Here is a 25,372-nt window from a genome sequence, read left to right on the forward strand (position 1 = left end):
AGGAATGAAACGACTGATCAAAAAAGTTGCTGTCATAGGTTCAGGAATCATGGGATCGGGCATTGCCTGCCATTTTGCTAATATCGGAGTAGAAGTACTTTTACTAGATATTGTTCCTCGAGAATTGACAGAGGCTGAACAGAAAAAAGGACTGACATTGGAAAACAAGGCTGTCCGAAACCGGGTAGTAAACGAACACTTGGCGAATGCCTTGAAATCGAAGCCCTCGCCTATCTACAATATAAAATTTGCTGACAGGATTACCACCGGAAATACTACAGACGACCTGTCAAAAATAGCAGAAGCTGATTGGATTATCGAAGTAGTTGTGGAACGGCTCGATATCAAAAAACAGGTTTTCGAACAAATTGAAAAATACAGAAAACCGGGCACTCTAATTACTTCAAACACATCCGGAATCCCAATTCATTTTATGAGCGAAGGAAGAAGCGAAGATTTCCAGAAACATTTCTGCGGAACGCATTTCTTTAATCCGGCACGTTACCTTAAACTTTTTGAAATTATTCCAGGTCCTAAAACTTCAGCAGAAGTATTGGATTTCTTAAATAATTATGGCGAACAATTCTTAGGTAAGACTTCGGTCATTGCGAAAGATACGCCAGCTTTTATTGGAAACCGTATCGGAATTTTCGGTATTATGAGCCTTTTCCACCAGGTGAAAGAACTAGGTCTTACTATAGAAGAAGTTGACAAGTTGACCGGACCGGTTATTGGCCGACCAAAATCAGCTACTTTCAGAACAGTAGATGTTGTAGGGCTTGATACTTTGGTGCATGTAGCCAACGGACTTTATGAAGGTGTTCCTAATGATGAAGCCCACGAGTTGTTCAAGTTACCGGAATTCATCAGCAAAATGATGGAAAACAAATGGCTTGGTAGCAAAACCGGGCAAGGTTTTTATAAAAAAGTAGACAAAGACATCTTATCACTTGATTTAGATACTTTAGAATATAGAGCTCCTAAAAAAGCATCTTTTGCAACACTGGAACTTACAAAAACAATTGACAAGCCAATCGACCGCTTTAAGGTTCTGATAAAAGGAACGGACAAAGCAGGAGAATTTTACAGAAAGAATTTTGCCGGAATGTTTGCCTATGTAGCCAACAGGGTTCCTGAAATTACAGAAGATTTCTATAAAATAGACGATGCCATGAAAGCCGGTTTTGGTTGGGAAAATGGCCCATTCGAAATTTGGGATGCTGTTGGTGTTGAAAAAGGAATCGAACTGATGAAAGCAGAAGGATACGAGCCTGCGGCTTGGGTTACAGAAATGCTAGCATCCGGAAATAAATCATTCTACACCATTAAAGACGGTGCTACTTATTTTTATGACCGAGCATCCAAATCCCAGAAAAAAGTTCCGGGACAAGATGCTTTTATCATATTGAATAATATTCGCGAAAGCAAAAAAGTATGGAGCAACAGCGGAGCCGTAATCCATGATTTAGGCGATGGAATCCTGAATCTGGAATTCCAATCCAAAATGAATACCATAGGCGGCGATGTGCTTCAAGGAATCAACAAAGCCATCGACTTGGCCGAAAAAGAATACAACGGACTGGTTATTGGAAATCAGGGAGCTAATTTCTCTGTAGGTGCTAATATCGGAATGATCTTTATGATGGCTGTTGAACAGGAATATGACGAACTGAATATGGCTATCAAATTATTCCAGGACACTATGATGCGTGTTCGCTATTCTGGTATTCCTGTAGTCGTAGCACCGCACGGAATGACTTTGGGTGGCGGTTGCGAAATGAGCATGCACGCTGATAAAGTTGTTGCTGCAGCAGAAACTTACATAGGATTGGTAGAATTTGGAGTAGGTGTTATTCCTGGTGGTGGCGGTTCTAAAGAAATGGCTTTAAGAGCTTCCGACCTTTTCAGAAAAAATGACGTAGAATTAAATGTTCTTCAGGAATATTTCTTAACGATTGCTATGGCAAAAGTGTCTACTTCAGCTTATGAAGCGTATGACTTAGGTGTCTTGCAGCACGGAAAAGATGTGGTGGTCGTAAATAAAGACCGTCAGATTGCAGAAGCCAAGAAACACGCCTTGATTATGGCAGAAGCCGGCTACACTCAACCTGTAAAACGCAAAGATGTAAAAGTTTTAGGAAAACAGGCACTAGGAATGTTCCTTGTTGGAACAGATAGTATGGAAGCCGGGCATTACATTTCTGAACACGACAAGAAAATTGCCAACAAACTGGCTTATGTAATGGCTGGTGGCGATTTGTCTGAACCGACATTGGTTACTGAACAATATCTTTTGGATATTGAAAGAGAAGCCTTTTTATCACTATGTACCGAAAGAAAAACTTTGGAAAGAATCCAGTACATGCTGACCAAAGGGAAACCATTGAGAAACTAATCGAGATTAAAGAGACTAGAAAATGAAAACAGCATATATCGTAAAAGCATATCGTACAGCCGTTGGTAAGGCGCCAAAAGGAGTATTCCGATTTAAGCGTCCGGACGAGCTTGCCGCAGAAACCATTCAGTATATTATGAATGAGCTGCCTGATTTTGACAAAAAAAGAATCGATGACGTTATGGTTGGAAATGCCATGCCTGAAGCCGAACAAGGATTAAATGTTGCCCGTCTGATTTCTCTTATGGGGCTAAAGATAGACGATGTTCCGGGAGTAACCGTTAATCGTTATTGTGCTTCCGGTTTGGAAACTATTGGAATGGCTACTGCAAAAATCCAATCAGGAATGGCTGACTGTATTATTGCAGGTGGCGCCGAAAGCATGAGCTTTATCCCAATGGGAGGCTATAAACCAACGCCAGATTATGCCGTGGCTAAAGAAGGCCATGAAGATTATTACTGGGGAATGGGACTGACGGCAGAAGCTGTTGCAAAACAGTTCAAAGTATCCAGAGAAGACCAGGATTTATTTGGTTACAATTCACATCAAAAGGCATTAAAAGCACAGGCGGAAGGCAAATTCGACAGACAGATAGTGCCAATTACCGTTGACCAAACCTATGTTGATGAAAACGGGAAAAAAGCAACCAAATCCTATACCGTTACCAAAGACGAAGGCCCAAGAGCTGATACTTCACTAGAAGCTTTAGGCAAACTGAAACCGGTGTTTGCAGCAGACGGAAGCGTTACTGCCGGTACTTCTTCACAAATGAGCGATGGTGCCGCCTTTGTGATGGTGATGTCGGAAGAGCTTGTAAAAGAATTGAACCTACAGCCTATTGCAAGACTGGTAAGCTATGCTGCTGCCGGAGTTGAGCCAAGAATCATGGGAATTGGCCCTATTAAGGCTATTCCAAAAGCATTAAAGCAGGCTGGAATGTCTTTAAACGACATCGAGCTGATCGAATTAAACGAAGCATTTGCATCACAATCATTAGCCGTAATCCGTGAATTAGGAATCAATCCTGATATCGTAAACGTAAACGGTGGTGCTATTGCATTAGGCCATCCTCTAGGTTGTACCGGAGCTAAGCTTTCCGTACAATTATTTGATGAAATGAAACGAAGAGGCAACAAATACGGTATTGTAACCATGTGTGTAGGTACTGGACAAGGAGCTGCTGGGATTTATGAGTTATTGTAAAGAAGATAGATAATAGAGGATAGACGATAGATAAGAGAGTATGGCTGAGTTTAAGAGACATAATTTTAAAAGGCTTAAAATTTGGCAGATGGCAATGGATATTACGAAAATGGTTCTCGACTTGACGGATACATTTCCTGAGAGTGAAAAATTTGGATTGAAAAGCCAAATGGACAGATGTAGTGTTTCTCTTCCTTCTAATATTGCCGAAGGTTCAAGCAGAACATCAAAATCGTTTAGTCATTTCTTAGATATTTCTCTAGGTTCTTCTTTCGAATTACATACACAATTATTGCTTGCAAATCACAGAAAATATATCACAGATGAAGTAACAACAGATTTAGAAAATAGAATTGAAGAGTTTCAAAAAATGACTATGGGTTTCCAAAATTCCCTGCAATCCTCTTAAAGTCTATCATCTATTTTCTCTCATCTAAAAATCTAATGTCTAACAAAAAACAAAAAATACAATGGCAGATACTATCGAAAAAGACGTTACCCGTGGCGGGCAGTTTTTGGTAAAAGAAACAAAATGTGAGGACATTTTTACTCCGGAAGATTTTTCGGAAGAACAATTAATGATGAAGCAAACGGTAAAAGAATTCGTGGATAAAGAAATCTGGCCGAACAAAAACCGTTTCGAAAATAAAGACTATGCCTTTACGGAAGAATGTATGCGTAAAGCAGGAGAATTGGGACTATTAGGCGTTGCTGTTCCTGAAGAATATGGCGGATTGGGAATGGGATTTGTTTCTACCATGCTGGTTTGTGACTATATTTCCGGAGCAACCGGATCGTTCTCTACCGCTTTTGGTGCACACACCGGAATCGGAACAATGCCTATTACATTATACGGTACCGAAGAACAAAAGAAAAAATACGTCCCAAAATTAGCTTCAGGCGAATGGTTTGGAGCCTATTGTTTGACAGAACCAGGCGCAGGTTCTGATGCCAATTCAGGTAAGACAAAAGCAGTATTATCAGATGATGGTACACATTACAAAATCACAGGACAAAAAATGTGGATTTCCAACGCCGGATTTTGCAGTCTTTTTATTGTGTTTGCGAGAATCGGAGACGACAAAAACATCACAGGATTCATTGTTGAAAATGACCCGTCTAACGGAATTTCAATGAATGAAGAAGAGCACAAATTAGGAATTCGTGCCTCCTCTACCCGTCAGGTATTTTTCAGTGACACAAAAGTTCCGGTTGAAAATATGCTTTCTGAAAGAGGAAATGGGTTTAAAATTGCCATGAACGCTCTTAACGTTGGCCGTATCAAATTAGGTGCTGCCTGTCTTGATGCACAAAGAAGGGTTTCTTCTGGCGCTATAAAATATGCTAACGAAAGAATACAGTTCAATACGGCTATTTCTAATTTTGGCGCTATCCGTTCCAAAATTGCTGAAATGGCAACTTCATGCTATGCAGGAGAAAGTGCTTCATACCGTGCAGCAAAATCTATTGAAGACCGAATCAATGCACGAGTAGCAGAAGGTTCTTCACATCAGGAAGCAGAACTGAAAGGTGTAGAAGAATTTGCAATCGAATGCTCTATCCTAAAAGTGGCAATTTCTGAAGATATACAAAATTGTTCCGATGAAGGAATTCAGATTTTAGGAGGTATGGGATTCTCTGAAGACACTCCAATGGAAAGTGCCTGGAGAGATGCTAGAATTGCCCGAATCTATGAAGGAACAAACGAAATCAACAGAATGCTTTCTGTTGGAATGTTGGTTAAAAAAGCCATGAAAGGTCATGTGGATTTATTAGGTCCTGCTATGAAAGTAGCTGAAGAACTTATGGGAATTCCTGATTTTAATACACCGGATTATTCCGAATTGTTTGCAGAAGAAAAAGAGCTAATCGGCAAATTGAAAAAAGCATTTCTTATGGTAGCCGGAAGTGCTGTACAAAAGTACGGACCGGATTTAGATGAACACCAGCAATTGCTAATGGCTGCTGCTGATATTCTTATCGAAATCTATATGGCAGAATCTACAATCTTAAGAACGGAAAAACTGGCAAAATCAAAAGGCGCAGAAAATGTAAAAGAACAAATTGCGATGGCGCAATTATATTTATACAAAGCCGTTGATATCATCAATGCCAAAGGAAAAGAAGGTATTGCTTCCTTTGCTGAAGGCGACGAACAGCGAATGATGCTTATGGGCTTAAGACGTTTCACTAAATACACCAATCTTCCTAATGTGGTTGCTTTGCGTGAAACCATTGCTTCCAAATTAATTCAGGAAAATCAGTATTGTTTTTAGTTATGTTTTAAATAGTTGGTAAATGGAAAAAGCCCGGACAAATTGTCCGGGCTTTTTTGTTTTTGGCGGGTTCAAAACTTATAGAGGCTTCTTTCCTTGGATAATTCTAAGCAGTACGATAATAACCGCAATCACTAGCAAGATGTGTATCAAGCCATTAGTTGCGATTCCTTCACCAAGAATTCCGAAAAATCCTAATGCCCAGATAATTACTAAAATAACTGCAATTGTATAAAGTAAATTTCCCATGATAGTGTTTTTATTGGTTAGACTATTTGTTTATATAGAGGTTATTCTAAAGGCTTTCTTCCTTGTATTACTCTCAAAAGCACGACAATGATGGCAATAACCAGCAAAACGTGAATAAGACTACTGGTAACCATTCCCCCAAAAAAACCAATGGCCCAGACAATAACAAGAATTACGGCAATTGTATAAAGTAAATTTCCCATGACTGTAAATATTAAATTGGATTATTATTTCTTAGCAAGTGTGGCTTGCAATTTTGCTACCTCGTCATGATGGTTTTGTAAAGTAACAATCATGCTTTCCAAGTAGGCTTTGATTTCAACACTCTTCGTTGCTTGTGCATCTTGAGTAAAATCTCCTATGGCATCATGATGTTCTTTATAAATACGATCCAGATAGTCCTTATCAAAATTTTTTGCGTCGGTTTTGCTGAGCTTATCATATTCTTTCTGCCCGTCTTCCGTAATTGCTGTTGGAATAGAAATTTGTTTTTCTTTAGCCAAAGCAGAAAGTTTCATAAAAGATTCATTGTGATGTTTTTCCATCATCTTGCCTAAATCTTTGACGGCTGTTGAAACACCTTTAGACTGCGCTAACTTGCCCAGTTCTCTTTGTTCTAAATCAAAATCAGCAGCATCGACAAGAATTTCAGCGTCTTTTTCTGCCTCTTTAATAGTGTCAAATTTGGCTTCGTTTTCGTCTTCTGCAACTTCTTTAGGATCTTCCGTTTTGGGTTCGTTCTTGCAAGAAATTGTTCCTAAAGACAGTGCTAAAACACCCAGACTAAGGATTGCTTTTCCAAAAATTGTTGGCTTTTTCATACGATATAGATTTTTAGTTGGTTCGTAATTTTTTCTAACTTATCTAAATTACCCAATAAAAAAATTATCCTACTTACAGAATTAACCTATAATGTTATACGATTCAGACAAGCTCCATTTAAACAAAATTATATGCGATCAAAAGAGAAAAGGTCAGCATCTTTATTTTCCTTTCCTAACAAAAGGTCTGTTATGATTTCTGCGGCAATCAGGCTAAAAGTAATCCCATTGCCTCCAAAACCCAAAGCAAAATAGCTATTAGGCAGTCTGTCGTAGATGCCTATAAAAGGAAGTCCGTCCTTTGTAGCTCCAAAAGTTCCAGTCCAGCTAAACTCAGGTTTAAAGTCCAAATATGGAAATAGTGTATTGATATCTTTCGTCAGCTGTTTCGTCTTTTTAGAAATCAATTTATTCCTTTTATCAGGATCATGGAAGTCTTCATCTCTGCCACCAACAAGCACTCTGCCGTCTGGCGTGGTTCTGACATAAAGGTAAGGATTAGCCGTATTCCAGATCAGGACTTCGTCTTTCCAAAACTTCTTTTCGTTATACTGTTCGCTTACCACCGCATAGGTCGATTTCAGGTCGACAATTTTTTTGTCAATGAATTCTACAACTTCATAACCCGTAGCATACACTACTTTTTTTGCTTCGATTGTAAAACCGGATTCTGTTTTAAGGACTGCCCCATTTTTCCTGGTATCGATTTTCACAATAGGACTCCGGTCGTAAATATCAAGATTACTACCTTTTTTTGCTTGTAACAATTTATGGGTAAAAGCATAAGCATTCGTTTCGGCGGCATGTGCAGAAAGAATAGCCAAAGGAGCCTTAAACCCGAACTGCTCATCAATTTGTTTTTCAGTAAGGAGCTTGACATCAAAACCAGCCTGCTTTCTGGCCTGGAATTCTTTTTCCAATAAAGGCACATCTTTTTTGTAAGCAGCATACCAAAGGCTCTTTTTTCTTTCAAATTCTTCAATCTTTAGTTTTTTTGCTATTTCTTCCAATTTATCAATGGCATAATTACATAATTGATAGGCTCTCTCTGCTTTTTCTTTTCCAATCTTTTCGGTTAATACATGGAGTGGCGTATCGATTTCATATTGCAAAAGTGAAGTACTGGCAGAAGTACTTCCTAAGCCTATCGTCCTGGCATCAATCATCACACATTGGATTCCTGCATTGATTAAATAATAGCGTACTAATGCACCGGAAATGCCGGCTCCAATAATGACAACATCAGTCCTGATGTCTTTATCCAATTTTGGAAAAGTATAAGGCAGTCCATCTTTGATCAGCCAGAAAGGCATTCCTGATTTTAGGTTCATAAGTGCTATTTAGTCTATTAAAAATAAGCATAAAGCATTTAAAAGCCTTTATTGTTATGAGTAATTTAAGTTTAAGGGTTGATGTTTTTCAAACATTTATCAGGAATTCATGCTTTGCATCCTTGCGTCTTTGCTTGAAAAAATGGCTCGCAAAGACGCGAAGCCGCAAAGTTTATAAGGCGAAATTTCTTTGAAACAGAACCTTTTTTATATGTTTAGTAAGTACTTCCAACAAGTCGTTTTATTTTTTTGACTTCATAATAAAAAACATAGCTTTGTATCATAAATTTGAATCATGATTAACCCTTCGGCACACGGCTGGATTGACAAGTTTTTTGCAGAACAAAAGTACCTGCAATTTCCTGTTGTGGGTTATCCGCTGGAATTCTACAAAAATACGCGCGACACCGGTTTTATCTATGGCCATGTGGTTTCGTTTGATACGCCGCAGCCTATCGATACCAAAGGCTGGATTTCTGAGGAGTTTTCAAAAGTTGCCTTATTGAATACGCTATATCGCGTTTACGGTCTGGTTACTCATGATCCTGATCCAAAAATTTTTATTACAAAAGCGATTGCTTTTTATAAAGAGATGCATCCAAAAGGCTTTAATCTTTTGGATAAGATGCTTCCCGAAAGCACGCCTTCTCATAATCTGGAAAAGATTATAGCAGAACGAATACAGACAAATGAGGATATCATCAGCAAAAACTTTTCGCATATCCTGACAAATGCTTTGCTGTTTGTAGATGTGTTGGCTTTTCAGCAATATCTTATGAACCATTCTATTCCGGATAATTATTTAAAAAAACTGGAAGAAACTATCATAAGTATTATTTCTCTGGCTCTGAATACCAAGCTAAAGAAATCGAAATATGACGATTTGCTTATCAAATTGTTTGAAGCATCTGTACGCTACACCAAATTCTCAAAAGTCAATGTGCAGGATATGGAAGCACTGGGACTTGATATTTTTACACAGAAATTGGAAAAACTATATCTGATTGATATGGCCGGAATGGCACTTTGGAGCGATATGGAAATGGAAAGCAATGAGGCTTATTTTTTATATGAACTGGCTAAAATCATGAATGTCCCGGATAATTTTGTCACTGAAAGCATTACCTCTACTGATAATTTTATTAATAAGTACAAAAAGGAGATTCCGTATTTCAATTATTCCAATCCGGTCAAGCATTTTTACGACCAGGCTACACAGAATGTAAAAATACTGATTACAAGAAACAAAACCCGATTGGCTAAGGAACTGTCCAATAATGGCGATTTGATGCTTCTGCTTACGCAATCTACACATCGAAGCCTGGATGCTAAAGAAAAGAAAAAGGTGAAGAAACAGCTTTTGGAAATCTGCAAAACCATTCCGTCATTGACTATTTTCCTTCTGCCTGGCGGTGGTCTGTTATTGCCGATATTAATCAAATTTATTCCGCAACTGCTGCCTTCCACATTTAACGAAAATCTGGAATCTGAAGAATAAAAAAAGCCTCTTTTTCAAGAGGCTTTTTTTATTTAGAATTTCAATTGGTATACCTGATCTAAATCTTCGTTCCCGCATAAATTTACTTCCAGGTCTTTTACAATTCCTGAATTCAGTCTGTAAACCCATCCGTGAAGGCATAAATCCTGTCCATTTCTCCATGCTCCCTGAACAATTGAAGTCTTAGCCAAATCATAAACCTGTTCTTTAACGTTCAATTCAACAAAAGCATCAAAACGTTCCTTTTCATCAAGAATTGAATCTAAGTAATGATGGTGGTGTCTGTAAACATCTTTGATGTGGCGAATCCAGTTATCGATCAAACCGATAGAATCATTGCCCATAGCAGCTTTTACGCCTCCACACCCGTAATGTCCGCATACAATAACATGCTTCACTTTCAAAACGTTTACAGCATAATCCAAAACGCTAAGCATGTTCATATCTGAATGCACTACCATATTAGCAATGTTTCTGTGTACAAACACTTCTCCCGGTTGTGCTCCAATAACTTCGTTTGCAGGAACACGGCTATCAGAACATCCAATCCATAATAAAGGTGGTGATTGGCCTTCTGCTAATTTCTCAAAATATTTTGGGTCTTGATTAATTTTAGATTCAACCCATTTCTTGTTTCCGTCAATTATTTTTTTATAAAAATCGCTCATTGTTTTTTTATTAATAGTTTTTAAATTTTTGCCAGCCCTGCTGACACTTTTTATTTCTTTTTAATTTTCTTTTTCTTTTCCGACTAATGCCATGCATCGGTCATAATCAGCTTTGGCTTGCTTTCTGGCTCTGGCTTCTTCATAATTTTCAAAGAAAACATGGTTTGCCTTGTCATCAATATCATTCAATTCATACGCCTTTTTAAAGCCTTTTAGTTTTACTTTAATGTTTTCATCAGCTGCCCTGATGGTGGCAAACTCATGAATCAAATCCAATACATCATGGGCAATATAAACCGTATCAGATGCATTGATTACTACTTTAGAATTCTCAGGTATTTCAGCCAAAGTCGTCTTTATTGCTGCCTTATTCAGGAATGATACTTCTTGTGCCAGGTCGATTCTGATAACATCACCATCTTCAAATTTTTCTTTTCTAAAACGGTAAGCTCTTTTCAGATTACCTCTCAAGATAAAGACAACACTGATAGCGATACCCAAAGCAACACCTTTTAACAGATCCAGGAAAACAACTCCAAGTAATGTTATGATAAAAGGAACAAACTGATATTTCCCTTTATGCCAGAAATGCATAATTATTGTAGGTTTTGCTAATTTGTATCCTACCATTAAAAGAACGGCTGCCAATGTTGCCAAAGGAATTTTGTTCAAAAGAAACGGAATAGATACTACGCTAATTAGCAACAAAACACCATGAATTATAGCCGACATCTTGGATTTTGCTCCGGCATTTGCGTTTGCAGATGATCTTACAACAACCGAAGTCATAGGTAAACCTCCAATAAATGAACTCAACATATTACCAATTCCCTGAGCTTTTAGCTCAACGTTAGTATCAGTATATCGTTTTTGGGAATCCATCCTGTCTGATGCTTCTATACATAAAAGCGTTTCAATAGAGGCTACGATTGCAATTGTTGCACCTACAATCCAAACTTTCGGATTCATGAATGCAGAAAAATCAGGAGTAACGATGATATTCTTGAAATCATCAAAAGATTGCGGAACCGGCAAAGAAACCAAATGTTCTTTAGAAATAGCCAGTGAACTTCCAGAAGCGGTAAAGATTTCATTCAGCACAACTCCTACTATAACAGCTACTAAAGCTCCTGGAACCAATTTCAGCCTTTTTAAGAAGGCTATTTTATCCCAAGAAATCAAGATTGTCAACGATATCAAGGTAATCAGGATAGCGCCAAATTGCAAATGTCCTAACGAATCCATCAAAGATCCTAAGGCATTTCCTCCATTTTCTGCGAAAGTCTCATCACCTTCAAAATCGCTATCGTATCCAACAGCGTGCGGAATCTGCTTTAAAATGATGATAACACCGATACCTGCAAGCATTCCCTCAATAACATTGGTCGGAAAATAATTAGAAATACTTCCCGCTTTAATAAAACCTAATATCAATTGAAGCATACCCGCGATTAATCCAGCAGTCAGGAATATATTGAAAGCACCTAAATCAGTGATAGCTGTAAGAACAATTGCAGTCAGGCCGGCTGCAGGGCCAGAAACGCTGATATGTGATCGGCTTAAAAACCCAACAACAATACCTCCAACGATTCCAGCAATAATACCTGATAATGGTGGCGCTCCAGAAGCTAAGGCTATACCTAAACATAATGGCAATGCTACCAAGAAAACCACTAAACCAGAAGGAAAATCTGATTTAAGGTTAGCAAAAAGATTGATTTTTTTTGTCATACCTAAAAAAATTTAATACAAGGATTTTAGCCGTATTAAAAAACACGACCTCAGATTTTGAAGTTTTCAAAATCCTAAAATTGTATTAAACCTGTTCAGGTGGAGGAGAAAATATAGTAGAAGCGGCATTATCATGTTTCAGGCTATGCTGTGAAATGATAAGGCTTGAAGAACTTTCTGTGTAATTAGAGAAAGTAAGATAGTCGGCAACTTTTAAGTCCGCTTTTAATTCTTTACAGCTATTGTGGTTGTGCTGCTCTTCTTCTGACATACTGTAAACCATAGAGGTGTCAACGTCCTCCTTTATCAACCCTACAACAGTAGGAGTGACAATAAAAGTCATAAACATTAACAATACTAATTTAACAGCCAGTTTCATAACCGCGAAATTAGAAATTTCAATCCTTATTTAAAAACAAGACAAATTAATTTAATCAAATTTTAACAGCAAAAAAAAATGCAACAGCTAAAGTTACTTAGTTGTTGCATTTTTCATAGAAATCATGGAATTAATTTTCCAAAATTTTACTGACTTATATTTTTTCTTCCAGCCATGCCTTCATCATCCAGATTGTTTTTTCCTGTTCTTTGATAAAGTCACTCATCATTGAGTTGGTACCTTCATCATTCGCATCAGCTGATTTTGTTAACAGCTCTCTTTCAATTTTTAGAAGATCCGATAAAGAAGTAACAATTAAATGTACTGCTTCTTCATCGACAGAAATATTTTTCCCAACTTTTAGTTTGTTGTTTTTTATATAATCTTCAAAAGTATGCAATGGCCTACCGCCAATTGTAAGTACTCTTTCTGCAATCATATCGATTTTTAGCTGCGCGTCGTTGTACAACTCTTCAAACTTCACGTGAAGGTCAAAAAAACGCTTTCCTCTAATGTTCCAATGTATTCCTCTCAGGTTTTGGTAATATACCTGGAAGCTGGATAGCAATATGTTTAAATCGTTTGATATTTCTTCGGTTTCTTTAACTGGCAGTCCTAAAATATTCGTTTTCATTTCTGTTATTTTTAATGGTTCTTAAAATTATCTACTATAAAGTTACAAAAAATAAGGCAATCCATATCATAAATAAATATTATAGTTTTCTATATTTGCATCACAAAATATTATAACAATGACTATCACACAATTATATTATGTCCTGGCAGTAGCCGAGAATAAAAACTTTACGCTTGCTGCCGAAAAATGCTTTGTTACTCAGCCTACACTGAGTATGCAAATCCAAAAACTTGAAGACGAACTAGGCGTTTTAATCTTTGACAGAAGCAAAAAACCAATACAGCTTACTGAAATAGGACAAAAAATAGTAACGCAGGCCAAAAACATAGTTAATGAGTCTGACAGGATTCAGGATATTGTTGACCAGCAAAAGGGATTTATTGGCGGTGAATTTAAATTAGGGATTATTCCAACCATCATGCCAACGCTATTGCCGATGTTTTTGAATAATTTCATCAAGAAATATCCAAAAATAAAACTGATTATTGAAGAACATAATACAGAGGAAATCATCACGCGTCTGAAAAATGGTCATTTAGATGCTGCCATAGCTGCTACTCCGCTGGAAGATGAGAAAATTAAAGAAATCGTCCTGTATTATGAGCCTTTTGTTGCTTATTTTCCTGAAAGTCATCATAGCTTCCATAAAGAAGAAATAGAAGTTGAAGATATTGATGTGGATTCGCTATTGCTTTTGCAAGACGGACATTGTTTTAGAGACGGTATCCTAAACTTGTGCAAAAACGTAAACAATTCTGAATCGTCAACGTTCCAGATTGAAAGCGGAAGTTTTGAGACCTTGATTAAGCTGGCTGATGAAGGATTAGGTACTACGCTCCTTCCCTATTTGCATACTTTAGATTTAAAAGAAAAAGACAAACTGAAATTACGTCATTTTAAGGAACCAAAGCCTGCACGTGAAGTCAGCCTTATATTTCCAAAAAGTGAGCTAAAAATACACATTATTGATGCTTTGCGCCAGGTTATTGCCGGTGTTGTAAAAGGAGCTATCGTTTTTCAGAACGTACAGATCATAAGTCCGCTGTCAAAAAAGAATTAATAAAAAAGGAGCCGATTGGCTCCTTTTTTTATTTGTTAACAATTAATAGACATTGTTTCAATTCCGGTTTTTCGACTGTGTAGCTTAAAAGCCATTCCGTTAATTGCTCAATTTCATATGGAAGCAGCGATCTTATTGCTTTTTCAAGCTCTTTGCAGAACAACAAGGGGTCGAAACTCACTCTTTCTAGGATAGATTTCGTATAAGCAAACATAGGTCTTGTCATAGTCAAAATTTAATTTGGAGGTTAATGCTTTTGTAAGAACGTTTGGTAAATTTACAGAAATTAAACACTCAATTCCCTAAAAAAACGTTAATTCACAGAAAGTATTGTATTAATTAACATTTAATTTTCGATTTGCAAACACTAAAAATCAGCTTAGCTTCCTCGCTCTCAGCATTTCCCTTTTTCCAGGCGGCCCAGGCAGCTTTTCAGTTGTAAACCCTGCTCCTATCATTGCGTTCTTTATAGGGCCGCGACAAGCATAGGTAACCAAAATGCCCTCAGGCTTTAATGCCGCATACATCTTTTGGAAAATTTCCAAACTCCATAATTCCGGCTGTACCCTAAATCCGAAAGCATCGAAATATATCAGGTCGTATTGGTTGGTATCGGTTATTTCCTGAAACTTGATATTCCGTTTTTCTAACGAAAAATCAGGAGACAGTATTTCTGTTTGGTTCCAATCCGATTCGTGCATTTTTAAAAAAATGCCTTTTTCGCTTACAGCATCCAATTCTGCAACATAATTCATTTTAAGCACGTCTTCTGCCGCTACCGGATAGGCTTCAATTCCGGTGTATTCTATCTTTTGCTGAATCTTTTGCGCTTCCAGATACGTTATAAATGCATTGAGTCCGGTACCAAAACCTATTTCTAAAATGGAAACGGACTGACCCTGAAATAAGGAAAGTCCGTTTTGTATGAACACATGCTTAGCTTCTTGTATGGCTCCGTGTTTTGAATGGTAGGTTTCGTTCCATTCAGGAAGCAGAATTGATGTCGAACCATCCGAAGTCTGGATAATTTCTCTTTTCATTATAGCCGCATGAATTTGTTATTCTATAAATAATTTTTTGATTCTTGGAATCGGCCCGCTACATTTCACTTCATGGCAGGTAACGCAAGCTGAGACAGCTTTGTTGAAATGAGCTTTGGCATTTTTAGGATCTTGATAAATCTGCTCTTGGGCTTTAATAAAAACGGCTGCCTGTTCTTTAAAAAAAGCATCGTTTTCAGCCTCATCCGTCATGGCTCTTTTATGAATTTCTAAAAAATGAGAAGGAAACTTGCCAATAGTATCACCATTTTTAATACGTTCTTTCAAACGTTGGTTATCCACATACATCTGTTCCATAAGCGCTGCCATTTCAGACATCTCATACATCTCAAACTCTTTTGCTCCTGCGGTTTTTTCAGGAACTTCTTTTTTAACAACGGGCTGTACTTCTTCTTTCTTATTACAGCTTGAAAGTGCTATAATAATTCCAAAAATCAAAAGGTATTTCTTCATTATTTACTGATTAAAACTCCGTCAGCCTGGAAAGCATAGGTAATTTTTGGCTGAGTAATTTTATCGATTTCTTCTTGTGATTTTCCACCATCTTTTGCATAGTGTTTTAACTCAGCAACAGAAATTTCGTCAACAAAAGCTCTTCCGCTTACGATGGCTTCCTGGTTGTCTGCATTTAGCGGAACAAAGAAACCATAATCTTTAAAACGTATAAAAGATTCTGCCTGACCTGGCAATTCCATTTTCATCCAGCATCCTTTTTTCTTGCAAACAGAGTTGATTTTCGATTTGAATTTCACCGCTATCGTGTCTCCTTTTTTCATAGACTTGTATTTCTGGAACATCTGTTCTTTACTCAAAGCCTTATCAGCTAAAATCTTATTTCCAAATGAGGCATACTCTACTTTGACTTCTTTAGCCGGAGTTACTTCAATTACTTCTTCTGGTTTAGCTGTAGTTTTAGTTTCAACTTCAACAGTTTGTGTTGCTTCTACAGGTGCTACGGCAACCGAATCTGTCTTAGGCAGACTATCGGCAGGAGCTTCAATAGTTTCTTCCGTTTTTTCTACTTCTTTATTTTTATCGGCGCAGCTTGCAAAAATTGCCAGCGAACAAGCCAAAACAAATATATTTTTCATGATTGGTATTGGTTTTTTAATTCGTTACAAAAATAGAGAGTTTCCTCAAAAGTAGCCTCTTCCTGATTAATAAATTTTAAATTTCATTGCTAAATATACAAGATTTTGAACCTTAGGCGATCAATTCAGGAAAAGCAACTGCCCAAGGGAATATAATTCCCTTTTTGTCCAAAAACTTTCCAATTTTTATTAATTTAGCATTAATAAGTGTTATTGGAAATTGGCATCAAACCATAAATCATATTTGCTGATTTTCAATTATTTAAAACCTAAACCAACCTCAACCAATGAATTTACAAAATAATACCGAAATTGACATTATTAGGGCATCATCGACCAAAATAAATGATGTGGATTTTGAAAATCTTGTCTTCGGAAACATCTTTACTGACCATATGCTGGTTTGCGATTTCAAAGATGGAAAATGGCAAAAGCCTGTCATTAAGCCTTATGAGCCTTTCCTTCTTGATCCTTCAGCAAAAGTATTCCACTATGGGCAAGCCATATTTGAAGGTATGAAAGCCTACAAAGACGATAATGATGCTATCTGGCTTTTCAGACCTGATGAAAATTTTGACCGATTCAATAAATCGGCGGTAAGAATGGCCATGCCTGAAGTTCCTGAAGAAGTATTTTTAGGCGGTCTCCATGAAATCTTAAAAATAGAAAAGGATTGGGTTAAAAAAGGAAAAGGCAATACGCTTTACATCCGTCCGTTTATGATTGCAACAGGCACAGGTGTTGTAGCTGCCCCGTCATCACAATATCGTTTTATGATTATTCTTTCTCCTGCAAAAGCCTATTATTCTGGAGAAGTAAAAGTAATTATTGCCGAACATTACAGTCGTGCTGCCAATGGCGGTATTGGCGCAGCAAAAGCAGCCGGAAATTACTCTGCACAGTTCTATCCTACACAATTGGCAAACAAAGACGGTTTTCAGCAGATTATCTGGACAGACGATGCAACGCATACAAAACTGGAAGAAGCGGGAACCATGAACGTTTTTTTCAGAATCAACGATACTTTGTTTACGGCACCGGCAGGCGAAAGAATCCTGGATGGCGTAACCCGAAAAAGCCTTATTACTCTTGCTGAAAAAGAAGGTATTGATATGCAGGTACGTTCTGTTTTGGTTTGGGAACTGGTTGAAGCAGCTAAAAACGGAACTTTAAAAGAAATATTTGGAGCAGGAACTGCTGCCGTAGTGAATCCGATTGTTGGATTTTCATATAAAGGCGAATATTTTGAGCTTCCAAAAGTAGAGAACTCTATTGCTTTGAAATTGAAAGAAAAACTGACCAATATTCAATACAAACTGGCTGAAGATCCTTTTGGCTGGACGGTTAAGATTTAGAAACTTTAAAAATATAAAAATATGCTATATCCATTTATGACCATCGGGCTTTTAATTGCGTTTATTGTTTATGTTTTATATTTAGCCATAACGAAAAAATTAAAGCAGAACATTAGTACAGTCGTTTATCCCGGATTGTTTTTTATCTCAGTTTGGGTCGGTTTGTATTTTCTGGCTTTTAGATAATTTCATAAAAAAATCCCGAAATAGTTTCGGGATTTTTTTTATTTCAATATCAGGGAGAAATCAGGCTTAAAATAATTTGGGCCTTTCATCACTTTTCCATCTTCACGATAGATTGGCTTTCCGTCCTCTCCTAACTTGCTCATATTACTACGTTGGATCTCATCAAAAACTTCTTCAATTTTATGTTGTAATCCGTGCTCAATAATAGTTCCGCATAAAATATAAAGCATATCACCTAAAGCATCTGCAATTTCAATTTTATCGTCATTCTGAACGGCTTCAAGATATTCCTCGTTTTCTTCTTTCATCAAATTATAGCGTAGCATATTTTTGCTTTCGCCTAAATCTCCTTTTGGTGTTTCGCTTACGCCAAGGCCAAATGCCTGGTGGAATTCTTTTACTGCGTTGAGTTGTTTTTGCATGATTTTAAAAAATTAAATGGTACTGCAAAATACTGACTTTTGGATACAAATAATTACTTTTGCATAAAAACTTATCCACTATGTTTACTCAAGGTCAATGGACTTTTGCCGGCTTCTTTGTTATCGCATTTATAGTAGCGATGATTTATGCCTACCGAAAAGATTTGAAACTACACAAGATATTTTACAAAAGAAGTTATCTGGTTTTATTAGGCTTTTTAGCTTTTATCGGTTTACTTTTTGTTATAAAGGTTTATTTGAAGCATTAAACCTATTATGTTATTTCGGCTTTATACGGCTATTTTGTAAGCAAAATTCTTTTATCCTTTATTTAGTTTTACTACTGCCTTTAATTTTTTTAACAGGATTTTGCTTTTCCCATTTTTCCCAAGCGTTTTTGTCACCTTTCAACCATTTAATATATTGCACTATAATAGTAGCGGATATGAAGTCATTTTCAAATGCTTCTTTCCCAATATTCCGATCCTGAAAATATTTAAGTAATCGGGAACCTCCATTGATTCCCCAATTATTTCTGATCCAAATGCCTAATCCCCCGCCATGATAATTAAATCTAGAGGAGTCTTTGGCTTCGGTGAGCTTTTTTTTGCTTTCAAAATCCAATATTTTATCCAATTCAGTATTGCATTCATATAGATTTTTTGGAATATAAAAGTTACCTATTTTATCTAATGTAAGGCGTTTTTTGTATTCTTCCCCCTCTTTTTTCTTCGCTTCTATAGTCTCTTTCTCTGCAATTTTATCATCAAAACTTCTGTAACCACCATAAAAATTATCAACATAAATTTTATCAATCCCTTCAGTAATGAAATCGGTATTGAATACTGTATTATTAATGTAGTTAATAATTTTTTGCTGATCAAAAATCGGATCTGTTGAGATACTATCTATCTCAAATTTTCCGCTGCGGTTCATATAGCCTGATAATTTTATTTTATGCAATTTATATTTAAGATAATCCTCAGCACGTGATGAAATATACTTTAGATTTGATATTTCACTTATTATTTGAGATAGTTTTTTCATGTTTTGAGTATCTTCTATATCAGTAATATACTTATAGGGATACTTATAAAAAGATGTACGGCTTCGCTTTACCTCAACATTTTTAATTTTGGGATAGAGAGAATCAAAATTTATTTTTGACTGAATAATATTCAGGTTATTTAAATCAAACAGAGTGACCTTTTTTCTACCATCTGTAATATAAATTGTATCGTTTTTATTGAATACATAATTCTTATTTAGGAATTTATCCTGCTCAGTGACACTCTCATTGTATTCCAAAAAGGTTGCCCTAGAAGGTTTAAACAATTGATCTCTATTTTCGTAAAACATTTCACATTTTTCTTTTTGACGGTCACAATCGATAAACTCTTCAGTAGTATACGTTTTTGTAAGTTTACCATCAAGATATATAGTTACATCTTTATGCTCCTCACCACGGTAATAAACCTTGTTTTTAATATAAATGATTTTTCTTCCATCATTGCTTATTGCCACAAAAAAGGGCTCACTATCCCATAAATCAAACGAGCGGTTAATTTTATAGAAATTTTTACGTTCGCCTTTATCATTATAGACAACAAAAGATTCTCCCTTTAAATTGGGTACCATATCATCATATGAAAATGATTTTAGTTTATATATCCCATTGGAAGAGAAGGTTTCTGAGCTAGAAGCTAATCCTCCTGAAATCTGACAATGTAAGGATTGCAGAGATAACATGGCTATTATAAGATAATTTTTTTTCATGTGGTGTATAATATTTAGGTTGTTAAATTTTGAATAGTATCGAATAGGCACTTCAAATTAATTTGCCTGCAGCATTATGTCACTCAATTTTTGGACATTGTTGTTTTAAGGAAATTTCAAAAGTAGTATTGAAAGGAATTTCTTCGGTCTGGCAACTTAGGAAGAGGAATATTCCCGACACGAAAAAATAAGGTGTGCGTTTAAGCTGTTTCATGTTATTAGCTTTTAGATACTTATTTTGGCATGGGAGATGTTCAAATATAAACAAAAATGTTTTCAAAAAAAACTAAATAAAAAAGCCCCAAATAGTTACGTCCTATTTGGGGCTGATTTTTATGCTTTAATTTCTGTTAGTTTTCTTCAGGAAGGAAACCATACGTTTTAGAATAATAAAGCATCTGCTCTGCAAATGTTTTAGGCTGTGTGATTTCAAAAGAAATGATTTCTCCTTTGTCATCTGTCTTAGGAACCAAAACCGGATTTACAAATCCGCTATAAGGAGCCGATTTGAATTTCTTGTTTCTTTCTAAAACTTCCTTATGCAGTTTCTGGTCTACTTTTACACCGTAGTTTTCTACTAATGCTTTTCCAGCTGCAAAATCACCTTCAGATTTAATACGTTGCGTTTCTCTCAAAAGCTGTCCAAAAAGCTCGTGAAGTTTTTCGTAGTTTGTAATATTAAAGTACGTTTTACCGTCACGGGTAATCTTCTCGATTACGTTATCTTTTTTACCTTTTTCAAAAACCCAGGCACTCACCCACTGGCGATTTCTCATATGCGCTTCTTCAATGTCAGCTCCCGGTTCCAAACGAATCAACTGTGTCATTAATCCATTTCTGATATAACCGTCATAAGCTGCCATACCTACTTTTTTCCAATCGTCAACCAGACCCAGCTCCTGTAATTTTGGGCTGTATAAGTAATACAATCCAACCAGGTCAGCTCTTCCTTCTTCTAAAGTCGAAGCATAACTTTTTAAAGTTTCTTTTGGCGTTCCAACACCCGGATTTATTTGCCCTGATGCATGTCCTACCACTTCATGCAGTGCCGTATGCAATTTATCTGCAACCTCACCATATTTCTCTTCCAGTTCGATTTCTTCCTTGTCGTTTGCAAATTCTTTCAAACGGTCAGTACCGCCAGCATGGTTATAAGCATCTACTATATTTCCTAATGAAACCGATTTTGAGCCATGTTCAGCACGAATCCAGTCCGCATTTGGAAGATTGACACCAATTGGAGTACTAGGTGAAGAATCGCCAGATTCACCAGCTACAACAACCACCTTATAGGAAACACCTACAACATTTTTCTTTTTATGCTCCGGCATCAAAGACGAATTGTCTTCAAACCATTGTGCATTAGAAGAAATCACTTCCATTTTTTTAGACATATCGAAGTCTTTTATCTGTACAACTGATTCGTAAGATCCTCTGTATCCTAACGGATCGTTGTATACTTCAATAAATCCATTGATATAGTCAATATTTCCTTCCGTAGCTTCTGTCCAGGCGATGTTATAATCGTCCCATGTCTTTAAATCTCCGGTTTTATAATATTTAATCAATAAGCCAATCGCATCGCCTTGTTTTTTATTTTCAGCAACACCCTGAGCTTTTTCTAACCAATAAACAATCTTATCGATAGCTGGCCCATACATGCCGCCGCTTTTCCAAACCTTCTCTTCAATCTGGCCTTTGGCATTACGTACCAATTTTGAGTTCAATCCAAAAGAATACGGTCTTTTTGCATCCGGACTTTTCTTTGTCTTGTAATACTCTTCAGCTTCTTTGTCTGTAATTCCCTTATCATAAAAGTTTACTGCAGAACCTGCAAGCAATCCTTTTGATTCGTCCAGGTTTACTTTTTTAGCATCCTGATCGTTAAACAATATTTCTACAACTTCAGGAGCCAGAGTTGTTTTTGTTTCAGAAAGCAAGGTCTGGAAATACTCTTTTGAAAAAGCCGGTTTAATCTTATCGCTGGAATAATGGTGGTGGATTCCGTTTGAAAACCACACTCTTTTCAGATAGATTTCGAAGTTTTTCCAATCTTCTGAAGCCTTATCTCCTTTATAATTTTGATAGATATTCTCTAAGGCTTTTCTGATTTTTAAATTGTGCTTGTAGTTTTGATCCCAATGAATATCACGGCCCGCCATACCAGCCTGCGTCAGATAATAAACCAGTTTCTGTTCCTTAAGGGTAAGTTTTTCCCAACCCGGAACCTGGTAACGCAATACTTTTATATCTGCAAACTGCTCGACTTCATATTGAAAATCTCCTGTGTTTGCCGTGACTTCTTTCGGCTCTTCTTTGTCTTTTCCGCAAGAGACAAGTAGCGCCGATGCAAGAAACATTCCTGCAATGGTTTTTAATTTCATATGCTCAGTTTTAGTTACTAAAAAACAAATATAATGATTTCTTAACGGAACTGATACGAGATAATCTTCCAATCGATATCAAACTATTTTTCTTACTTTTGCAGTACGAAAAGCGCCTAATAAAAAATTTTATGAAAATACTGAAATACATCTTGCTTCTTATTATTCTAGCCGTTGTCGGAATAACTGTTTATGTGGCAACACAGCCGGGTGAATACGAATCCGAACAGAGCAGAGTCATCAAGGCGCAAAAATCGGTTGTCTTCAGTTATGTCAACGATTACAAAAACTGGGAGGATTTTGGTTCCTGGAAAGACGACGATCCTTCTATGCAGTTTGCCTATTCCGACACTACTATTGGAAAAGGTGCATTTTATACATGGAAAGGCAGTTATGGTGAAGGAAAGACCGAAACAGTATTTGAAAAAGAAAATGACAGTATTGTCCAAAAAGTTACTTTTTCAGGCAATGAAGGTAAAGCCTACCTAACTTTTAAAGATACGGTTGGCGGAACAAAAGTCACTTGGCATTCTAAAGGAAAACTTAGCTTTATGGATAAAGCCTATGCCGTGTTAAAAGGTGGAGCAGAAAAAATGATTGGCAACATGCAGGAGCGTACACTTGCTAAACTTGACAAGGTAATTTCCTTTGAAATCAATACCTATTCGATACAGGTAGATGGTGTTGTCCAAAAATCAGGAGGTTATTATTTCCAGCAAAAAGTGACCTGTAAGATTTCGGAGGTTCAAAAAAATGTAGGATTGATATTGCCAAGCATGCTTCGCTTTTTTAAAGACAACAACATTGCATTGACTGGAAGTCCTTTTATCTTATATAATGTTTATGATGTTCCGAACAACAAGGCAAGCCTCTCTGTATGCCTTCCAATGCGCGAAGAAATTTTTACTGCAGAAGGAAGCGACTATACCAGCGGCAAGCTTGAACCTTTCCAGGCTCTAAAAACAACTTTAAAAGGCGACTATTCACACGGAAAAGAAGCCTGGGATAAAGCTTTGGCTCATATCAAAAAGAACAACCTGACAGAAAATAAATCCGGGAGCTATATTGAAGTTTATGTAACTTCTGCCGCCCAGATTAAAAATCCATCAAAATGGGTAACTGAAATTTATGTTCCGGTTGGCCAATCAACCACAACAGAAGCAGTTCCAAATCCAGCTGCTACTGGAACTTCTACGAGTACAACTACTACGCCTCCAACAAGCACTAAAAAAGCGGCAACTCCTGCCAAACCTGTTGTTAGAGAAGCTCAAGTCATAGAATAGAAAAAGTATCAAATATTAAAAAGCCGGGCCTATTGCCTGGCTTTTTTATGGTAGGGTTTATCACCTTGTAATTCCTATTTTCTTAAAGTATCCTGATAGATTAAACCTTTTCGCTTATCTTTAGTCTTACTTATAAAGAAATTGCTTTTGCTGGACGAACAGGCTTTCATAAAAGATCTTTTAGATCCGAAAACGCAGAATAAGGCGTTTCAAACACTGTTGTCTTCTTATCAGAAGCCTTTGTATAGCCATATTCGTAATATCGTCCTAAACCATGATGATGCCGATGATGTTTTGCAAAATACATTTCTGAAAGTATTTCAGCATCTGAAAAATTTTAAAGGAGAAAGCAAATTGTTTTCCTGGCTGTATCGGATAGCAACCAATGAAGCCATAACCTTTTTGAATGCGAAGGCCAAACGAAATGGCATGACCAGTGAAAATTTCCAGCAAAAACAAATCGAAAGCCTAAAAGCCGATGATTATTTTGAAGGTGATGAAATTCAACTAAAACTTCAGGAAGCTATTGCAACATTACCGGAAAAACAGCAGCTGGTTTTTAAGATGCGTTATTTTGAAGAATTAAAATATGAAGAACTGTCTGAAATTTTGGACACTTCTGTAGGCGCTTTAAAATCCTCTTATCATTATGCTGTAAAGAAAGTGGAAGAATATATGCTCAAACATTAAACCTTTTCGGTTTTATAAAGTCAAAAGAATATGAACTCATTTAATTTAGAAAACGGACCAAAAATAAAGCCGGGATTTAAAACTCCCGAAGGCTATTTTGAAAATTTTTCGGAACAGATGCTTGCGAGGATCGATGCCGATGAAAAACCGGTACGCTCTATTTTTCAGAGAAGAAGCAATTGGATTGTGGCTGCTGCAGCTGTACTAGTTATTGGAATTTCAATTCCTTTTCTAAACAAATCCAGCAACAATCCATCAATTGATGGTGAAGCCCTAGAAAATTATCTGGCCTACCAATCCAATATAAGCCAATATGATCTGGTGAATCTTCTTGATGAACAAGATATCGAGGCTTTGGAATCTGACCTGAAAATTGATGATGCTGTTGTTGAAAGCGCCTTGTCTGACAATACTAATTTAGAGAACTACTTAACAGAATAATTATGAAAAATCTATTTCTTATTTTGCTCGTTTTTGGATTGACCGCTTCTGCCCAAGACGATAAAAGAGAACAAATCAAGTCTTTAAAAACGGCTTTTATAACTACGGAACTTTCGCTTACTGCTGATGAAGCTGCAAAATTCTGGCCTGTTTATAATGCTTTTGATGAAAAACAATTCGAATTAAAGCATCAGAAAATGCGCGCCTTGGGGAAAAAAATTGACGCTATTGATTCCATGACGGATAAAGAAGCGTTAGCAGTTATCAACCAGATGGAAGATTATGAAAACGAATTGTTCCAAAACAGGAGAAAACTGGTCAGTAGTTTGAAATCCATACTATCGCCTGTAAAAATCTTAAAACTGAAAAAAGCAGAAGACGATTTTAACCGAAAACTATTACGACAATATAAAGATAAAGGCCCTAAAAAATAG

At 36.7% G+C, this 25,372-nt stretch carries 26 protein-coding genes; 11 read left to right on the forward strand and 15 right to left on the reverse strand.

The genetic code is table 11. The annotated features are described in order from the left end of the window. The first annotated feature begins 4 nt into the window (after window positions 1–4). The 4 genes from ABH942_RS00785 to ABH942_RS00800 all read left to right on the forward strand — a co-directional run bounded on the left by ABH942_RS00785 (window position 5) and on the right by ABH942_RS00800 (window position 5,875). The gene (locus tag ABH942_RS00785; RefSeq protein ID WP_370029009.1) at window positions 5–2,395 is read left to right on the forward strand and encodes a 3-hydroxyacyl-CoA dehydrogenase NAD-binding domain-containing protein; all 2,391 of its coding nucleotides are present in this window, start codon (window positions 5–7) and stop codon (window positions 2,393–2,395) included. A gap of 22 nt (window positions 2,396–2,417) precedes the next feature. Further along, complete coding sequence (locus tag ABH942_RS00790) at window positions 2,418–3,599, forward strand: acetyl-CoA C-acyltransferase (RefSeq protein ID WP_370029011.1); 1,182 nt, start codon at window positions 2,418–2,420, stop codon at window positions 3,597–3,599. A gap of 40 nt (window positions 3,600–3,639) precedes the next feature. Further along, entirely contained in the window at window positions 3,640–4,008 is a 369-nt protein-coding gene (locus tag ABH942_RS00795) for a four helix bundle protein (protein ID WP_370029013.1), read from the forward strand. A gap of 61 nt (window positions 4,009–4,069) precedes the next feature. After that, window positions 4,070–5,875 (forward strand): acyl-CoA dehydrogenase family protein, encoded by a 1,806-nt coding sequence (locus tag ABH942_RS00800; RefSeq protein ID WP_370029015.1) that lies wholly within the window; start codon window positions 4,070–4,072, stop codon window positions 5,873–5,875. A 78-nt stretch (window positions 5,876–5,953) separates the two neighbouring features. Here the strand turns inward: ABH942_RS00800 and ABH942_RS00805 are convergent, their stop codons facing one another. The 4 genes from ABH942_RS00805 to ABH942_RS00820 all read right to left on the reverse strand — a co-directional run bounded on the left by ABH942_RS00805 (window position 5,954) and on the right by ABH942_RS00820 (window position 8,276). Further along, the gene (locus ABH942_RS00805) at window positions 5,954–6,124 is read right to left on the reverse strand and encodes a lmo0937 family membrane protein (RefSeq protein ID WP_370029017.1); all 171 of its coding nucleotides are present in this window, start codon (window positions 6,122–6,124) and stop codon (window positions 5,954–5,956) included. 41 nt (window positions 6,125–6,165) lie between these two features. Beyond that, a complete protein-coding gene (locus ABH942_RS00810) occupies window positions 6,166–6,327 on the reverse strand; it encodes a lmo0937 family membrane protein (protein ID WP_140001354.1) in 162 nt (53 codons plus the stop codon). A gap of 24 nt (window positions 6,328–6,351) precedes the next feature. Beyond that, a complete protein-coding gene (locus ABH942_RS00815; protein WP_370029019.1) occupies window positions 6,352–6,945 on the reverse strand; it encodes a DUF4142 domain-containing protein in 594 nt (197 codons plus the stop codon). Window positions 6,946–7,073: 128 nt separating this feature from the next. Beyond that, complete coding sequence (locus tag ABH942_RS00820; protein ID WP_370029021.1) at window positions 7,074–8,276, reverse strand: NAD(P)/FAD-dependent oxidoreductase; 1,203 nt, start codon at window positions 8,274–8,276, stop codon at window positions 7,074–7,076. A gap of 295 nt (window positions 8,277–8,571) precedes the next feature. Between ABH942_RS00820 and ABH942_RS00825 the strand changes: the two genes are divergently transcribed. Further along, entirely contained in the window at window positions 8,572–9,774 is a 1,203-nt protein-coding gene (locus ABH942_RS00825) for an LETM1-related biofilm-associated protein (RefSeq protein WP_370029023.1), read from the forward strand. A 32-nt stretch (window positions 9,775–9,806) separates the two neighbouring features. Here ABH942_RS00825 and can read toward each other — a convergent pair whose 3' ends face one another. The 4 genes from can to ABH942_RS00845 all read right to left on the reverse strand — a co-directional run bounded on the left by can (window position 9,807) and on the right by ABH942_RS00845 (window position 13,186). Next, complete coding sequence (gene can, locus ABH942_RS00830) at window positions 9,807–10,442, reverse strand: carbonate dehydratase (RefSeq protein ID WP_140001350.1); 636 nt, start codon at window positions 10,440–10,442, stop codon at window positions 9,807–9,809. A 60-nt stretch (window positions 10,443–10,502) separates the two neighbouring features. Beyond that, complete coding sequence (locus ABH942_RS00835) at window positions 10,503–12,173, reverse strand: SulP family inorganic anion transporter (protein WP_370029025.1); 1,671 nt, start codon at window positions 12,171–12,173, stop codon at window positions 10,503–10,505. Window positions 12,174–12,258: 85 nt separating this feature from the next. Further along, window positions 12,259–12,552 carry a hypothetical protein gene (locus ABH942_RS00840; RefSeq protein ID WP_370029027.1) on the reverse strand — a complete coding sequence of 98 codons (294 nt, stop codon included), beginning with the start codon at window positions 12,550–12,552 and terminating at the stop codon, window positions 12,259–12,261. Window positions 12,553–12,706: 154 nt separating this feature from the next. Then, window positions 12,707–13,186, reverse strand: coding sequence for a Dps family protein (locus ABH942_RS00845; protein ID WP_370029028.1), 480 nt, complete (start codon window positions 13,184–13,186; stop codon window positions 12,707–12,709). 118 nt (window positions 13,187–13,304) lie between these two features. Between ABH942_RS00845 and ABH942_RS00850 the strand changes: the two genes are divergently transcribed. Next, the gene (locus tag ABH942_RS00850) at window positions 13,305–14,249 is read left to right on the forward strand and encodes a hydrogen peroxide-inducible genes activator (RefSeq protein ID WP_140001346.1); all 945 of its coding nucleotides are present in this window, start codon (window positions 13,305–13,307) and stop codon (window positions 14,247–14,249) included. A gap of 28 nt (window positions 14,250–14,277) precedes the next feature. On the opposite strand, the gene ABH942_RS00855 is transcribed toward ABH942_RS00850, so the two are convergent. The 4 genes from ABH942_RS00855 to ABH942_RS00870 form a co-directional block, all read right to left on the reverse strand. Then, window positions 14,278–14,475, reverse strand: a complete 198-nt coding sequence (locus ABH942_RS00855; RefSeq protein ID WP_056070947.1) for a hypothetical protein — start codon at window positions 14,473–14,475, stop codon at window positions 14,278–14,280. Window positions 14,476–14,623: 148 nt separating this feature from the next. Then, the gene (gene mnmD / locus ABH942_RS00860) at window positions 14,624–15,289 is read right to left on the reverse strand and encodes a tRNA (5-methylaminomethyl-2-thiouridine)(34)-methyltransferase MnmD (RefSeq protein WP_370029030.1); all 666 of its coding nucleotides are present in this window, start codon (window positions 15,287–15,289) and stop codon (window positions 14,624–14,626) included. Between the two features lie 18 nt (window positions 15,290–15,307). Then, window positions 15,308–15,763 (reverse strand): lipoprotein, encoded by a 456-nt coding sequence (locus tag ABH942_RS00865; RefSeq protein ID WP_370029032.1) that lies wholly within the window; start codon window positions 15,761–15,763, stop codon window positions 15,308–15,310. Beyond that, window positions 15,763–16,401, reverse strand: coding sequence for a DUF4920 domain-containing protein (locus ABH942_RS00870; RefSeq protein ID WP_370029034.1), 639 nt, complete (start codon window positions 16,399–16,401; stop codon window positions 15,763–15,765). Before ABH942_RS00870 ends, ABH942_RS00865 begins: the two co-directional genes overlap by 1 nt. Window positions 16,402–16,688: 287 nt before the next feature. Between ABH942_RS00870 and ABH942_RS00875 the strand changes: the two genes are divergently transcribed. Further along, window positions 16,689–17,756 (forward strand): branched-chain amino acid aminotransferase, encoded by a 1,068-nt coding sequence (locus ABH942_RS00875; protein WP_370029036.1) that lies wholly within the window; start codon window positions 16,689–16,691, stop codon window positions 17,754–17,756. Window positions 17,757–17,980: 224 nt separating this feature from the next. Here the strand turns inward: ABH942_RS00875 and ABH942_RS00880 are convergent, their stop codons facing one another. The 3 genes from ABH942_RS00880 to ABH942_RS00890 all read right to left on the reverse strand — a co-directional run bounded on the left by ABH942_RS00880 (window position 17,981) and on the right by ABH942_RS00890 (window position 22,524). Then, complete coding sequence (locus tag ABH942_RS00880; protein WP_140001342.1) at window positions 17,981–18,364, reverse strand: nucleoside triphosphate pyrophosphohydrolase family protein; 384 nt, start codon at window positions 18,362–18,364, stop codon at window positions 17,981–17,983. Window positions 18,365–18,691: 327 nt separating this feature from the next. Further along, a complete protein-coding gene (locus tag ABH942_RS00885) occupies window positions 18,692–20,140 on the reverse strand; it encodes a DUF6794 domain-containing protein (RefSeq protein WP_370029038.1) in 1,449 nt (482 codons plus the stop codon). 350 nt (window positions 20,141–20,490) lie between these two features. After that, window positions 20,491–22,524: a dihydrofolate reductase gene (locus tag ABH942_RS00890; RefSeq protein WP_370029040.1), complete on the reverse strand. Its 2,034-nt coding sequence runs from the start codon at window positions 22,522–22,524 to the stop codon at window positions 20,491–20,493. Between the two features lie 131 nt (window positions 22,525–22,655). Between ABH942_RS00890 and ABH942_RS00895 the strand changes: the two genes are divergently transcribed. The 4 genes from ABH942_RS00895 (at window position 22,656) to ABH942_RS00910 (ending at window position 25,372) form a co-directional block, all read left to right on the forward strand. After that, a complete protein-coding gene (locus ABH942_RS00895; RefSeq protein ID WP_370029042.1) occupies window positions 22,656–23,807 on the forward strand; it encodes an SRPBCC family protein in 1,152 nt (383 codons plus the stop codon). A 147-nt stretch (window positions 23,808–23,954) separates the two neighbouring features. After that, a complete protein-coding gene (locus ABH942_RS00900) occupies window positions 23,955–24,497 on the forward strand; it encodes an RNA polymerase sigma factor (RefSeq protein WP_370029044.1) in 543 nt (180 codons plus the stop codon). Between the two features lie 30 nt (window positions 24,498–24,527). Beyond that, the gene (locus tag ABH942_RS00905) at window positions 24,528–24,938 is read left to right on the forward strand and encodes a hypothetical protein (RefSeq protein WP_370029046.1); all 411 of its coding nucleotides are present in this window, start codon (window positions 24,528–24,530) and stop codon (window positions 24,936–24,938) included. Window positions 24,939–24,940: 2 nt separating this feature from the next. Beyond that, window positions 24,941–25,372: a sensor of ECF-type sigma factor gene (locus tag ABH942_RS00910; protein ID WP_370029047.1), complete on the forward strand. Its 432-nt coding sequence runs from the start codon at window positions 24,941–24,943 to the stop codon at window positions 25,370–25,372.

This window comes from Flavobacterium sp. 28YEA47A, from assembly GCF_041262125.1.
Taxonomy (GTDB): domain Bacteria; phylum Bacteroidota; class Bacteroidia; order Flavobacteriales; family Flavobacteriaceae; genus Flavobacterium.